Origin of the sequence: Wolbachia endosymbiont (group B) of Silvanus unidentatus (assembly GCF_964028615.1) — a bacterium.
Taxonomy (GTDB): Bacteria; Pseudomonadota; Alphaproteobacteria; order Rickettsiales; family Anaplasmataceae; genus Wolbachia.
In genome coordinates this window covers 1,638,325-1,652,907 of the sequence record NZ_OZ034795.1, presented here as the reverse complement: position 1 = coordinate 1,652,907, position 14,583 = coordinate 1,638,325, and the positions used below count along the sequence as shown (strand labels likewise).

Below are 14,583 nucleotides of genomic sequence, written 5' to 3'. Positions count from 1 at the left end.
ATAACTGGGGTTAATAAGATTACTGAACTTGCTAAAGGAGTTGGTGCAGAAATTTTATATCTACCTCCTTATTCTCCAGATTTTAACAAAATTGAGCATAATTGGTTTGCTATAGAAAATAGAATTAGGAAAAACATTCCTCTATTCACATCTTTTCGTCATGCTGTCGATTCTTACTTCTTATGATTTTTTTGGACTATTATGGGAAGGGCTATATTTTAACAGTTTTAAAGCTGAAATAAAGAATATAGGTGTAACCACCGAAAAAGACTTTTTCTTATCAAAAAAACACCGTAAAACCCCATCCTTCAGGGCGGGGATATAAGGCGGAAGCGGGTGTTGACACCGAATATGCACAAAAGCATAATAGATTTAGCGGCAGGGCATGCCGTGTTGTGCCTGTGGAGGGGATAGTGCATTTAGCCTCCCGATGAAGCAGGAACCCACCGAGATGATTCAGACTTCGGTCTGAACGTGGTAGGAATCCTTGCCCTTTAGGGCGGGGAGGATGTCAACACACGAAGGCACCTCCCCTTCCTTTTTAATAAAAAATATCTATATACCTATTATAATATACGTAAATGTATATTATGCAAAATATAAGCAAGGTTATGCGCTGCTTAAACTTCTCTAATTAGTGACACTCAACTATAAGAGTAGCTTGCATAGCAAAGAAGATACTAAGTATCTTCTTTTTTATAGTTTCATTAGATTTAGATCTGATGACAACTCAGATAAATCGTTCAGCCCTTCCTGGAGCTGAGACGTAATAGAATTTAATTGATCACTAAATTTTACATCCTGTTCAAAGCTCCAATCACTTTCCCTACATTTACTAATGCATGCACTACGTAGTTCGTTATTATCCTGATGACAGTGCGCCGTAGAAACACGGAAAGTGTTGAAGCTGTGCAGTAGATGAGGGAGGGCCCCTCGGAGCCGGTTTGCAAGAGCAGGCTTCAAACAGCCATAAGCTGCTTTGGTAAAGAGCTAAGGTAGTGAGCGTTATGGAAAAGGCACAATTATGTGTCATGTATGAAATAGAGAGACGAACGCAAGTGAACCACTGATGAAGTGTCGAAAGCGTAGAGACGACGTCAAAACCAGGGGGTAGTCGTTAACCTGGGATGAATCTACTGGGAGCTTGTTTACTGGGTAGGTGGCGTCCGGCATAAAAGTGGCGTGAATCTATTTTAGGCTATTGCATGGAACTACGGGAACCTGTCGTTTCGATGAAAAGGGAGAAGTCCAAAGAGCTGATCTCTGAGGATGAGAGTACCGATGCGAAAAACAGGGGCGGATTAGCTCGTAGTAGCGAAGAAGTTTCTGTAATGGAAATGGAGTGAAGGGGCTAAGTTATTTAGTTTTAATTATTTATCAACCGAAAGGGAGGAGTTAATGAATAAAACAAAGTCTTTTGATATACCAAAGCAACTTATTTGGAGAGCTTATAAACAAGTATCGAAAAATAAAGGTGCAGCAGGTGTAGATGAGGTCTCGATAACAAAGTTTGAAGAAAATCTAAAGGATAATCTATACAAATTATGGAATCGGATGTCATCCGGAAGTTATTTTCCAGAGCCGGTAAAAGCTGTTGCGATACCAAAAGATACAGGAGGGCAAAGAATTTTATGTGTGCCTTCAGTATTCGACAGAATAGCGCAAACAGCAGCTACAATGTATCTTGAGCCGTTAGTAGAACCGAAATTTCACGAAGATTCATATGGTTATAGACCAAATAAGTCTGCGCTGGATGCGGTATACACAGCACGGAAGAGATGTTGGAAAAATGATTGGACGGTAGATCTTGATATATCTGGATTTTTCGACAATCTGGACCACGATTTAGCACTGCAGGCTATCAAGAAACACACAGACTGCAAATGGGTCATACTGTATGTTGAGAGGTGGATGAAAGCCCCCATTCAGCAAGCAGATGGCAGTAGGGTAACAAGGGATAAAGGAGTTCCGCAAGGAGGTTCAATAAGCCCAATCATTTCAAGCATATTTATGCACCATGCGTTTGATATGTGGATGAAACAAAATTATCCAACAGTACCATTTGAAAGATATGTAGATGATGCGATAGTGCACTGCAGAACTAAAAGACAGGCAGGATTTATGAAAGTAATGATTGAAGAAAGATTGGCTAAGTGTAAATTGAAGTTACATCCTGAAAAGACACAGATTGTGTACAGTAAGGATGATGATAGAAAAGAACAATTTCCTAAACAAAGCTTTGATTTTCTAGGTTATACTTTTAGACCTAGAGTAGCAAAGAATAAGATGAGGAATTATTTCATCTCATTTCTACCTGCAATTAGTAACAAAGCCAAGAAGAAGATCAAGAAAACCATAAAGTCATGGAGAATACATCGGATTACATGGACCACACTAGAGGAAATATCGAAGAAGATAGATCCAATAGTCAGAGGCTGGTTTCAGTACTATGGCAGGTTTTATAAATCAGAGATGTATCCATCTCTTAGAAATATAGAGAGATACCTCATAAGATGGGTCAGGACAAAATATAAGAAACTTCGTGATCACGGAAGACTAGCAAAGCAATTTCTAGGAAAAGTGAGAAAGAGGTCTCCAAGTATTTTCTATCATTGGACACTTGGGTTAGGATCAAAAGGCTAAATAATGGGAGCTGTATAAGCCGAGAGGTTTCCGTGCAGTTCTGCGAGAGACTGGTGGGGAAGCTCCGCCGGTCTACTCTCCTTTAGGACATGCGCGTATGCAATGGTAATATTGTTCATACGCTTCTTCTCTAGTATTATACGCAGCAGCACTTTTTGTATTACTTTTCATAATATTCTCCTTAATTAAAAAACTAGTATAATATTAACATGTAACTATGAATTTTATACTAAATATAGTACATCTTCTTTTCAGAACAACATAAAAAATCAAACTACCCATACCCTCTCCTAGCATTTGGTTAACCAGCAATCATTTATCGCTCTGCTGTAAGAAGTGTAGCCACTGCCAAGTATAGCCCTTCCCAGGTTTTGTTGAATGGCAAGGAATAAGGAGGAGTAATGAAAGGAATTTACGAGGCAAATTTGAAAATAGGCATACCTATATCAGTAAAGTTATTAATAAAATAGCATTTTAAAAGCACCTCTTGAGAGCGATTTACCTCAGATTTATTCTTAAAACTAAATCCAAATGTTTTTTTGAGCCTCAGGAAAAAACTCTCGATACGTGAACGTATTTCATACCTTGTCTTCTTTTTCCAGTGGGTAAGTTTTCCTTATACTAATGTTGTTGTTTCTTTCTGATAGATAATCTATATTGCTGCAGATTTTTGCATTTTTTCTTGGCTTTATGATGGGTTTCAAATTGTATTGATTGCACAACTTATATAAATTATCTGTATCATAAGTTCCATCTGCACGCAGAGACTTAATCTTATAGATATCACCCATTTCCTTTAGTATTTTAGATGCTATCATGTGAAAGAAAATTAGTATATCGAACTGCTATTGCCTTTTTGCTGTTTACGTCCAAAGCAACATATAGCTTTCTTATTTGATCTGTAACATTATACTTCCTTATCTTGGCGTTATCTTTGTTATGTTGAGTACTGTTACTATAAATATGCATTACAGTACTATCTATAGCAATTTCAATATTCTCTATGTCATTTTTATCTGTTCTGTGGTCACATAGTTTCAAATTAAGTTTGACGAGAAGCTTGTGAATACTTGGAGATTCTTCACTATACTTTGTAAATATCCTTTTATAAATCCAACTGCTTGCCTTAAGCCTATTCCAAATAGATTAACGACTATACGTACTGCAATAACAACCTTATCGCTATAAATCTCCAGGAATTTTTTCTGAACTTTCGTACCAGTTTTCTATAGCTTCATCGATAAAATGAAAGACATTTCCTCTTTTTTCTAAAAATTGATTATACTCTTTAATGATTACTGACCTTCATCTTCTTTGGCATATACTCTACACAATGTTCATTTCTTAATAAAGTAACCACTTTCTTTAGATTTTCTCCCTTTTTTCTCCCATCTCTACTCGCTATGCAACAAAGCCAACTCAGGTTACCTTACTATGTTGTCATCATCTTTGAGTAAGTAATGTTAATAAAAAATGAGTAAATGATCTATTTAATATTAAAAAGATGTTGAATATGGATAAATTGAGTCAAGATACAAAAAAAAAGCTGCATTTTTGGTGGCTTATAACATTAATAGTATGTATTATTGCTACCTATTACTACATGAAGTCAAAAGCTGCAGATAATTATAAAACGATATTACGCATTGCTTCTCAAAATTGTAACTTAGAAACTGTAAAATTCTCAGTAAAAAATTTATTAGATACTGATACACACATGCCTAAGTTAACTGCGTTACATTATGCTGCAGAAGGGGATATTTAGAGATAGTTAGGTTTTTAATAGATGAGGGAGTTAACGTAAACATTATTAACAAGTATGTAAGCACAGCACTACATAATGTTGCATATTATGGTGATTTAAGGATTATCAAATTTTTGCTAGAAAAAGGCGCTAATCCTAACATTATAAACGATGATGGAAAAACCTAGAAATGTAGCTGTGTTAAGGTCAAGGCATAACAAAGATAAGCCCTACGATCAAATATTCAACCACTATGGATTAAAATCCATAGTGGTTGAATGCTGAATGACTTTAAGTTTAAAATTGAGAAAGTAGTTGTTATATATATCAGCAAGTATGAGTTAAATTTGTATTATGGACTTGAATAAATTTACCGAAAAAGCAAAAAGCCTAATCCAGAGCGCTCAAATGAAAGCATTGGGAGCTGGGCATCAGATTTTTATGCCTGAACATTTACTTAAAGTAATGCTTGAAGATGAGTCAGGTTTAGTTCAGGATTTGATAGGCACCTGTGGTGGAAATGTTCAGAATATTTCTGATGCTGTGAGTAGTACAATTAAAAAGTTTCCAGTGGTTGGAGGACCAGGTAGTGTTGGACTTCAGCTTTCAAGAGAGGTAGCAAAAGTTTTTGATGATTCAATTGGTATTGCGAGGAGAAATAAAGACACATTTGTTACTGTTGAGCGGTTGTTGCAGGGCCTTGCTGCACAAAAAGATGAAATTGTAGGTAAAATTTTAGCAGAAGGTGGTGTAACACCGCAAAAATTAAATTCAGTTATTGCAGAAATGAGAAAAGGTGGCAGTGCAGACTCTCCAAATAGCGAGGAAAAATTAAATGCGGCAAAGAGGTATACAAAAGATATTACAGAGCTTGCTATGCAAGGTAAGCTTGATCCTGTAATTGGTCGTGATGAGGAAATCAGAAGAACTATGCAGGTATCGTTGAGGCGAACAAAAAATAATCCAGTACTGATAGGTGAACCTGGTGTTGGAAAAACTGCAATAGTTGAAGGTTTAGCAAACAGAATTGTTGCAAATGATGTACCACTTGGTTTGCGTGATGCAAAAGTTTTAGCTTTGGATCTTGGTGCATTAATTGCTGGAACAAAATTTAGAGGGGAGTTTGAAGAGAGACTAAAAGCAGTGATTAATGAGATTTTAAAAGCAGAGAGCAAAGTTATTTTGTTTATAGATGAGCTTCATACTTTAGTGGGAGCAGGAGCGACAAGTGGTGCGATGGATGCTTCAAATTTGCTCAAGCCTGCTCTTGCGCGTGGAGAAATTCGCTGTATAGGGGCTACAACTTTGGATGAGTATCGTCAACATATAGAGAAAGACCCTGCGCTTGCAAGGCGTTTTCAGCCTGTGTTTATTTCTCAACCGACTGAGACTGATACTATTTCAATACTGAGGGGTTTGAAGGAGAGGTATGAGGTGCACCATGGTATTAGAATCACAGATGGTGCAATAATCGCTGCTGCAACGCTTTCTAATAGATATATAACAGATAGGTTTTTACCTGATAAAGCGATCGATTTAATTGATGAAGCAGCAAGTAGGGTTAGAATTGAAATGGACAGCAAGCCTGAGGTTGTTGATGAGCTTGAAAGAAAGATTATACAGCTGAAAATTGAGTCAGAGGCTTTGAAAAAAGAAAGTGATGAAAACTCTAAGCAACGTTTAAAAAAGATAAATGAGGAAATTGAGAGTCTAAACAGTAAATTTGCTGACTTAAGCAGTAAATGGCAGATGGAAAAGAATAAAATAGCTAAAATACAAGAAACTGCTGAAAAATTGGATAATGCGAGGAAAGAGCTAGAATTGGCTCAGCGGAATGGAAATTTAGGAAGGGCAGGGGAATTGATGTATGGTGTGATTCCTCAACTTGAAAATGAGTTAAAAAATCAGGAAAAAGTTACTGATAGTTTCCTAAAGAAAGAAGTTACTGAGAGTGATATTGCAAATATTGTTTCAAAATGGACAGGCATTCCAGTTGATAACATGATGCATAGTGAAAAGGAAAAGCTCCTTAACATGGAAAATGAAATAGGAAAAAGAGTAATAGGGCAGAGAGATGCAATTGAAGCGATAAGTAATGCAGTAAGGCGCTCCCGTTCTGGTGTTCAGGATACTAATCGACCTTTTGGTTCATTTTTATTCTTAGGTCCAACCGGAGTTGGAAAAACAGAGTTAGCAAAATCTCTTGCCGAATTTTTGTTTGATGATCAATCAGCACTTCTACGCTTTGATATGTCAGAGTATATGGAAAAACACTCCGTTTCAAAGTTAATTGGTGCGCCTCCAGGATATGTTGGTTATGAACAAGGTGGCAGATTAACCGAAGCAGTAAGGAGAAGACCATATCAGGTAATTTTGTTTGATGAGATAGAAAAGGCAAATCCAGATATATTTAATATACTACTGCAGATTTTGGATGAAGGTAGACTAACCGATAGCCATGGCAAATTAATTGATTTTCGTAATACCATACTAATTTTAACTTCTAACCTTGGAGCTGAGATGATGCTAAGAGGAGCTACCGAATCTGTGAAAGATGAGGTGATGAAAATAGTTAAGTCAGCGTTTCGTCCAGAATTTTTAAATAGACTGGATGAAATTATTATATTCCACAGCTTAACCAAAGATGACATTGATAAAATTATAGATGTTCAATTCTCTTATTTACAAAAGATGCTTGCTAAGCGTAAACTGAGTATTAGTTTATCGCAAGAAGCTAAAGAACTAATAGCACAAACTGGATATGACCCTGAATATGGAGCGCGGCCTCTGAAAAGGGTAATACAAGAATGCATTCAAAATAATCTAGCTAAGTTAGTTTTATCTGGGGAAATAGTAGAAGGAGATGAGCTAATAGTGTATACTTCTGGTAACGAAATCTTAGTTAAAAAGATCTAGATTCGCTGTGTATTTTTGTTTTGAAAAATGTGTATAAATCATAATGTTAATGTTGAGTCTTTATTTAAGCTAGTTGATCAAGGGAATAAAAAAGAGAAAGAAAAAATTAAAGAGTTTATACAGTACTTTTATAATTTTGTTTATAATAGTGACCTAAAAGTCAACGATAAATTTCTTTTATACATTGCAGAAGATGCATACAACTTCATTCTTAAAAAAGAAAAAGAAGAAAGTAAATTGGCAGTAAGTAATGTAAATGATATTTCAGGAATAGAAGGCAATTTCACTATAATTAAAATCACAAATTATGACATGCCCTTTTTAGTGGATTCTGTCATTTCCACTATTAAGTCAAACGGTTTAACTATATGCTATTATAGTAACAGCATAATTAATGTTCAAAGAAAAAATAGCCTAATAGATAAAATTCATCTTTTAGAAGAAAGTAATGGAATCAAAGAGTCAGTAATATATGTAATTATTAAAGGCATAAGCGGTAGCTTTGTTGATACACTAGAAGAATCTCTACGAAAGACGCTAAAAGCAGTTAACTGCGTTGTAAAGGACTGGCAATTGATGCTCAAGAAGCTTCTTGAGCATCCGGCATTGGATGCTGGAGGCAGAGATTTTCTAGCTTGGTTGAAAAATAACAATTTTGTATTTTTAGGTTATCAAGAATACATTACTAATAAAGAAGGGAAGCTTGCTCTAAGTGGTAAGGAGAGCCTCGGGTTAATGAGAGCAAGTGAAGAGTACCAAAATTCATCAATTTTTTCTGAAAGCTTGAATTCTTTATACATACTAAGATCAGACCTAATCTCAATAGTTCATCGGCGTACCTATATGAATTGTATAGGAGTGAAAGAATTTAATGATCAGGGTGATGTAATAAGGGAACAGCATTTTTTTGGGCTATTTACTTCTATAGCAGAAGTGCAAGATATTCGAACTATTCCGGTAATAAAGGATAAGGTTACAACAATAGAAAAAAAGGCAGGATTTGTTCCTGGTGGCCATAACAATAAAGCTTTAATTTCCATTTTACAGGCATTTTCTTGTGACGAATTATTCCAATCAAATGAAGACGAGTTATTTGAAATTTGCACCTCGATCATGTCTCTTGCGATTAGACCAAGAGTCAAATTATTTTTGAGAAAGGTAGGGAACTTTATTAGTTGCATAGTATTGATACCGATGCGTTATGCTAGTGCAAGACTAATGTTTAAGATACGCGATATATTGAAAGATGAAACGAATGCAGAAAGTTCAGATATTTATAACAATCACATTATCAATGAATATGATTTGATGAAATTACACGTGGTGCTAAGAACCAAAAGCGCTAGCATTTTTGATGATGAAGTTTTGCGTATCGAAAACAAGTTAAGAAACATTACAGAAAAGTGGGAAGATCGTTTTATAGACAATTTATATAATACTTTTAGCACTGTTGAGGATATATTTATCCGCTATTGCAAGGCATTTCCGATAAGTTATCAAGAGAATTTTGAACCTCATGATGCGTATTATGATATGAAAAAATTGGAGATAGTGAGAAAGAAAAAAGTCAGCGAAGTTGATTTGAGGCTTACTCGTGACAATCTCAACTATCAATTGAAGGTTTACACTCCAAGCAACGGAGGCCTTGAATTGTCAAAGATATTAAAGGTTACTAAGAATTTAGGGGCTAAGATTCTATCTCATAATGGTTATTATATAGAAATCAACGGTGGAATATGGATACATCATTTTGTGTTGTCAAGAGTTGATGAATTAATAGACAACATTACTTTAAAAGAGCAGTTTGAGGTAACACTTGTAAAAGTGTTCAGCAAGGAAATAAAAAATGACTATTTTAACAGCTTGATCATTATTGCTGGGCTCGAGTGGAAGGAAGTGCTTCTGATTAGAGCGCTAAGCGCCTACCTAAAGCAGACATCATTTAGCTATAACCCAGAATATATCCAGAAAGTAGTATCAGAGTATCCAAAAGTAGTAAGGTATTTAGTAGAATTATTTCATTCAAGATTTGATACTAAAATAGATATTGATAGGGCAGAAACTACTAGCATTTTGATAGAAAAAATTGAAGAACTACTAAAAGAGATCAGCAACGTTTCAAATGATTACGTTTTGCGTTCGATATTTAACTTGATAATGGCAATTTTGAGAACCAGTTATTATCAAGATGATAAGCCATACTTATCTATCAAATTTGATTCAAGTAAAATAAATGGTTTACCTGACCCGCGCCCATACCGTGAATTGTATGTTTATTCAAACCTTTTTGAGGGAATACATCTAAGAGGAGGGAAGTTGGCTCGTGGTGGTTTGAGATGGTCGGATAGAACGGAAGATTTTCGCACTGAAGTTTTGGGACTCATGAAAGCCCAGATGACAAAAAATGCGGTCATTGTACCTGTTGGCGCAAAGGGTGGGTTTGTAATAAAGCAAGTTTATAAAGACAAAAACATTTTAAGGGAGAAAGGTGTTGAATGCTATAAGAATTTCATCAGAGGAATGCTTGATATTACTGATAATGTAGTTGATGGCAAAATAACTCCACCAGAAAATGTGATTAGGTATGACGAAGATGATCCATATTTGGTAGTTGCAGCAGATAAAGGCACTGCTTCATTTTCTGATTATGCAAACGAAATATCCTCTGAATGTAACTTTTGGCTCGAAGATGCATTTGCATCTGGTGGATCAGCAGGTTATGACCACAAAAAGATGGGTATTACAGCAAGAGGTGCATGGATTGCAGCACAACGCCATTTTTGGAGAATGAATAAGGATATTTACCAGGATACAACTGTTATTGGAATTGGAGATATGGCTGGCGATCTATTTGGGAACGGCATGCTGCTTTCAAGAAATATGAATTTAATTGGAGCATTTAATCATATGCATATTTTTGTTGATCCAAATCCTGATGCGGAAAAGAGTTTCGTGGAGCGTAAACGGCTCTTTGAATTACCGTTTTCCACTTGGATGGATTACAATAGAGATTTGATTTCTCATGGTGGCGGGGTATTTGAACGTAGTAGCAAACAAGTAGAAATTTCTCAAGAAATGAAAAAGTGCTTTGATATAACGGAAGATACATTATCTCCAAATGATTTGATTCGATATTTGCTCAAGGCAAAAGTGGATTTCATATGGAATGGAGGAATTGGCACCTTTGTTAAGGCAAAAAGTGAAAGCCATGGCATGGTTGGCGATAAAGCAAATGATGAATTAAGAGTAAACGGTCATGATATTAGAGCTTCTATGTTTATAGAGGGTGGCAACCTTGGTTGCACGCAGCTTGGAAGGGTAGAATACGCTAAAATAGGTGGGTATATCAATGCAGATTTTATTGATAATTCAGCAGGAGTAATATGTTCTGATCTTGAAGTTAACATCAAGATTGCTTTTGTTGCAATTATGAAAGAAGGGGGAATTTTCTTGGAAAAAAGGAATGAAATACTGGCTAGCATGATAGATGAAGTTGCATCTAAGGTACTTGAAAACCATAACAGGATTGAAACAAAAGCATTGCTTCTTGAGTGCTTGCAAGCTAAAGAAAAGTTGGAGCAGCACCATAAATTATTACTCAGTTTAGAGAAATTTGGGCTGCTAAACCGAGATGTAGAATTTCTTCCAGCTGAAGAAGAGGTAGCAAGAATGTTAACTGATGGAGAAGGTTTCTGTTCTCCTCAGCTTTCTGTTCTGATGTCTTATGCAAGAACAGCAATAAAAAATGAAGTTATACACTCTGAGCTACCTGAAAAAGATTTTTTGTGCCGTGATTACTTACTAAATTACTTTCCACAAAGGATGGTAACAGAGTTCAAGGATTCCATATTGAAACACCAACTTTGTAGGGAAATTATTTCTACTTGCATTACAAACGATGTAGTAAATAGGATGGGCTGTATATTTATTAATAATTTGGTTGAGAGTACTGGAATTAAAGTACATGAAGCAGTTAACATATATATCGTTGTTAATCACCTATATAATTTAAGTAGCCTTTGGCAGAAAATTGATGAATTGGATGGAAAAATTGATGTTGATTCATATTTGCAAGTAGTGAGAAGTGTGCAAAAATTTATTGGTAGGGTATCATTTTGGTTAGTAAAAAATCTTGGTAAGCTTAATCTTGTAGAACTAGATGGTGTTACAAAATTTAGGGGTGCAATTGAAACTTTAGGCCATGATATTTTAGATGATCGCCTGTTAAAGATCTATAATCATGGATTAACCTCTTTGGTAGAGCTTAACATAAATAAAGATCTAGCAAAAAAGGTTGCTGATTTACGTATTCTTATTTATGCGCTGGACGTTATATCTATTGCTGAACAGACATCTTTATCAATCTTTGAAGCTGGTAGAATATACTTTAAATTAAAGTCGCTGCTAAGGTTTGATATGATTAGAACAATTGCTGTCAAGATTAAAAGCCATTCTTCTTATTGGGATCGCAGCTTAATTAATGATTTATTAGATGATTTAAGCAATTATCATCATAAGCTAGCTGTTAAAGTTATAAAAGCTACTGATAATCATATAGATAAGGTTCAAACTTGGGCTCTTAATGATAAGGATTATATAGAGCGTTACAATAGCTTTTTAGATGAGATGGTTGCTTCTAAACTTGATTTAAGTAAATTAATACTCATAATCAGGAGAATTAAAGTACTTGCTTCATAGGAAAAATGTTTAATATAGGTCTTTCAGAAATTTTAGTTGTAGCTTTAGTGAGTATAATTGTTTTTGATAAAAGTAAAGTACCTGTATTTCTTAATCTTATTAAAAATATATATAGGTATTTCTGGGTTGTAAAATCAAGAGTTAGGAAATTGTTGAAGGATACCGGAATTAAAGAATTATATGAAGGGCATAACGTTGAAAAAGTCAATTACATAATTGGTGAAGATGGCAAGCTTTATCCTACTTACAATGTAGATAGTACAAAAAATGACAGCAAAAATCCTAGTAGTAGATGATATACCATCTAATGTTAAGCTTTTGGAGGCTCAGCTAAAAGCAGAGTACTATACAGTTATTGTAGCTTATGATGGCGAGGAGGCGATAGATTTAGTAGCGGAACAGCAGCCAGATATTATCTTACTTGATGTCATGATGCCAAAAATGAGTGGTTTTGAGGTTTGTAAGAAGCTAAAGAATGATCCCTTAACGACTTATATTCCAATCATTATGGTAACTGCGCTGCATGACACTCATGATAGAGTGGAAGGAATTAATGCTGGTGCGGATGACTTTCTAACTAAGCCGATAGATGAAACTGCTTTATCTGCAAGAATTAAGTCTCTTGTGCGCTTAAAGATGATAATAGATGAGTTGTGCTTGAGAGGAGAAACTAATGCTGAGATTGGTGGAGTAGCAGAAAGCAGTATTATGGATTATTCTAATCAGATTTTTGATGCTAACATACTTGTTGTAGATGAGGACACCTTTCAAGCAGAGCAGATACACAATGTTCTAAAGCAACGCTTCAGATCAATTAAAATACTGCACGATCCAAAAGAAGCATTAAAGGTTGGTATTAAGGATAATTACGACCTGATTATTTCTGACATGCAGTTTTCAAAAACTGACGGCCTACGGTTGTGTTCTAAGTTTCGTAGTAAAGTAGAAACACGTTATACACCAATTCTGATCCTTTCTGAAGATTATGATAAAAGCAATTTAGTAAAGGCACTTGATGTAGGTGCTAATGATTATTTAACAGTACCTTTAGATGAGAGTGAATTAATAGCTAGGGTTAATTTGCAAGTGAAACGCAAAAGGTATCAAGATGCCTTGAGAATGAATTTATTTAATAATGTAGAAATGTCTATAAAGGATCCATTAACTAACTGTTATAATAGAAGATATTTTGATGCACACTTAAGAAATATTGTTAAGGATTCTGTGGAAAAAGATAGAAGTTTATCTCTTATGATACTTGATATAGATTATTTTAAGATGGTGAATGATAACTTTGGGCATAATGCTGGAGATGAACTTTTAAAGGAAATACAGAAAAGAATTTCTGAAAATATCAGAGTGACAGATTTATTAGCTAGGTTTGGTGGTGAGGAATTTGTTGTTGTAATGCCAGATACCAATGTATCAGATGCGTATACTATTGCAGAGAGAATAAGGAAAATTATTGCCAAAGAACCTTTTATACTTGTGGGTAAAAATACAACCCATAATGTAACTGTGAGCATTGGAATTTCAGCAATGCAAAGATCTGACCTTGATGATGTTAAAAAATTTATAGTACGTGCTGACAAATATTTATATAAAGCAAAAAACAGTGGTAGAAATAGAGTGGTTACTGGTTGAAGTTCTTTCAAATAAGTAGTAACTAAGATTCAAATGATAGCATAAAATTTCTCAACTCCGGAAATTTCGCATTTAACTGCAGAAATAGATATTTATTTAAAAAATACCCTGTAATTTTTAACCCTAGTCTGAATTCTTGATATGAGTAGCTATTTTGTAGGTTGTTATTGTATACATCATGCAACATCTGTGGAAAAGGTAGTAATTTATCTGCATAACAGTCACCTACTTTTTTTGACACTGCTCTACCAGTTTTTGGAGAAATAAATTGTAGATTTTCTTTCACACCTGTTACAGCACATTTTGATAGGTCTAACTTAAATCCAAGTTGCGTAAGAAGCAGAAGCTCTAAGTTAAGGTAATGACTTTGCCAAAACTGGCTATTATGTTTTATTACATCGATGAAATGTCTAAAATTATCATATAACTTGATGCAGGATTCACTTTCTGGAAGCACTTTTTCTAATATAGACGAGAAAGAAACAATAGCAATGCTTTTTAACCTATCTTGAAAGAAATGATGAAATGGAGATTCAATCAATTCGCACTTTAAAAAACCTAGATTTTCAGGTAGCTTAGCACTCCATTCTGCATGTAATAGATTACTTATTTGAAACTTATAATTGCTATTGTTTGTTAACCTAGTTAATCCTCTGCACTTTCCATGATTTTTTGTAAATAGAGAAAGAATTAAATTTTTGTCACCGTATTTTTTAACAGCTATAATAACACCTTCATCTTTCCATCTCATTCAGAGTATATTGACCATATGATATTATAGAGATAATAAAATTAGTGTAGCAAATTTGAGTTTAAGTCAACTGAAATATATTGACTTTATGTGCAATATTAGCTTTAAACCAGTAAAACAAGCTGCTTAACATATGCGCCCTCTCTATTTTAATTATACTCTTCTTTTGTTTCTATGTTGTTTTTTG

Annotated in this window: 7 protein-coding genes and 2 pseudogenes; 7 read left to right on the top strand and 2 right to left on the bottom strand. The window is 34.8% G+C overall.

Annotation, left to right across the window (positions count from 1 at the left end; all coding sequences use genetic code 11):
• Positions 1-12: 12 nt before the first annotated feature.
• Positions 13-186 (top strand): annotated as a pseudogene (locus ABWU65_RS07835) (transposase); the annotation flags it as partial.
• A gap of 1,212 nt (positions 187-1,398) precedes the next feature.
• On the top strand, positions 1,399-2,643 hold the full coding sequence (ltrA, locus tag ABWU65_RS07830; RefSeq protein ID WP_007302363.1) for a group II intron reverse transcriptase/maturase: 1,245 nt from the start codon (positions 1,399-1,401) through the stop codon (positions 2,641-2,643).
• A 578-nt stretch (positions 2,644-3,221) separates the two neighbouring features.
• Here the strand turns inward: ltrA and ABWU65_RS07825 are convergent.
• Entirely contained in the window at positions 3,222-3,461 is a 240-nt protein-coding gene (locus ABWU65_RS07825; RefSeq protein WP_019236516.1) for a transposase, read from the bottom strand.
• A 695-nt stretch (positions 3,462-4,156) separates the two neighbouring features.
• Here ABWU65_RS07825 and ABWU65_RS07820 point away from each other — a divergent pair.
• The 5 genes and pseudogenes from ABWU65_RS07820 to ABWU65_RS07800 all read left to right on the top strand — a co-directional run bounded on the left by ABWU65_RS07820 (position 4,157) and on the right by ABWU65_RS07800 (position 13,645).
• A pseudogene (locus tag ABWU65_RS07820) lies at positions 4,157-4,672 on the top strand (ankyrin repeat domain-containing protein).
• 69 nt (positions 4,673-4,741) lie between these two features.
• Positions 4,742-7,303 (top strand): ATP-dependent chaperone ClpB, encoded by a 2,562-nt coding sequence (gene clpB, locus ABWU65_RS07815; protein WP_353280608.1) that lies wholly within the window; start codon positions 4,742-4,744, stop codon positions 7,301-7,303.
• Between the two features lie 27 nt (positions 7,304-7,330).
• A complete protein-coding gene (locus ABWU65_RS07810) occupies positions 7,331-12,001 on the top strand; it encodes an NAD-glutamate dehydrogenase (protein ID WP_353280606.1) in 4,671 nt (1,556 codons plus the stop codon).
• A 5-nt stretch (positions 12,002-12,006) separates the two neighbouring features.
• The gene (locus ABWU65_RS07805; RefSeq protein ID WP_007302915.1) at positions 12,007-12,297 is read left to right on the top strand and encodes a twin-arginine translocase TatA/TatE family subunit; all 291 of its coding nucleotides are present in this window, start codon (positions 12,007-12,009) and stop codon (positions 12,295-12,297) included.
• On the top strand, positions 12,269-13,645 hold the full coding sequence (locus ABWU65_RS07800) for a PleD family two-component system response regulator (RefSeq protein WP_007302914.1): 1,377 nt from the start codon (positions 12,269-12,271) through the stop codon (positions 13,643-13,645). The genes ABWU65_RS07805 and ABWU65_RS07800 overlap by 29 nt, the downstream gene beginning before the upstream one ends.
• A 22-nt stretch (positions 13,646-13,667) precedes the next feature.
• Here the strand turns inward: ABWU65_RS07800 and recO are convergent, their stop codons facing one another.
• The gene (gene recO, locus ABWU65_RS07795; RefSeq protein WP_007302913.1) at positions 13,668-14,396 is read right to left on the bottom strand and encodes a DNA repair protein RecO; all 729 of its coding nucleotides are present in this window, start codon (positions 14,394-14,396) and stop codon (positions 13,668-13,670) included.
• Positions 14,397-14,583: the final 187 nt, after the last annotated feature.

What these genes read in the sequence shown, in the direction of transcription:
- recO (WP_007302913.1), bottom strand. Translation starts at nt 14,396, where the DNA reads ATGAGATGGAAAGATGAAGGTGTTATTATAGCTGTTAAAAAATACGGT.
- ABWU65_RS07800 (WP_007302914.1), top strand. Translation starts at nt 12,269, where the DNA reads ATGACAGCAAAAATCCTAGTAGTAGATGATATACCATCTAATGTTAAG.
- clpB (WP_353280608.1), top strand. Translation starts at nt 4,742, where the DNA reads ATGGACTTGAATAAATTTACCGAAAAAGCAAAAAGCCTAATCCAGAGC.
- ltrA (WP_007302363.1), top strand. Translation starts at nt 1,399, where the DNA reads ATGAATAAAACAAAGTCTTTTGATATACCAAAGCAACTTATTTGGAGA.
- ABWU65_RS07805 (WP_007302915.1), top strand. Translation starts at nt 12,007, where the DNA reads ATGTTTAATATAGGTCTTTCAGAAATTTTAGTTGTAGCTTTAGTGAGT.
- ABWU65_RS07825 (WP_019236516.1), bottom strand. Translation starts at nt 3,461, where the DNA reads ATGATAGCATCTAAAATACTAAAGGAAATGGGTGATATCTATAAGATT.
- ABWU65_RS07810 (WP_353280606.1), top strand. Translation starts at nt 7,331, where the DNA reads ATGTGTATAAATCATAATGTTAATGTTGAGTCTTTATTTAAGCTAGTT.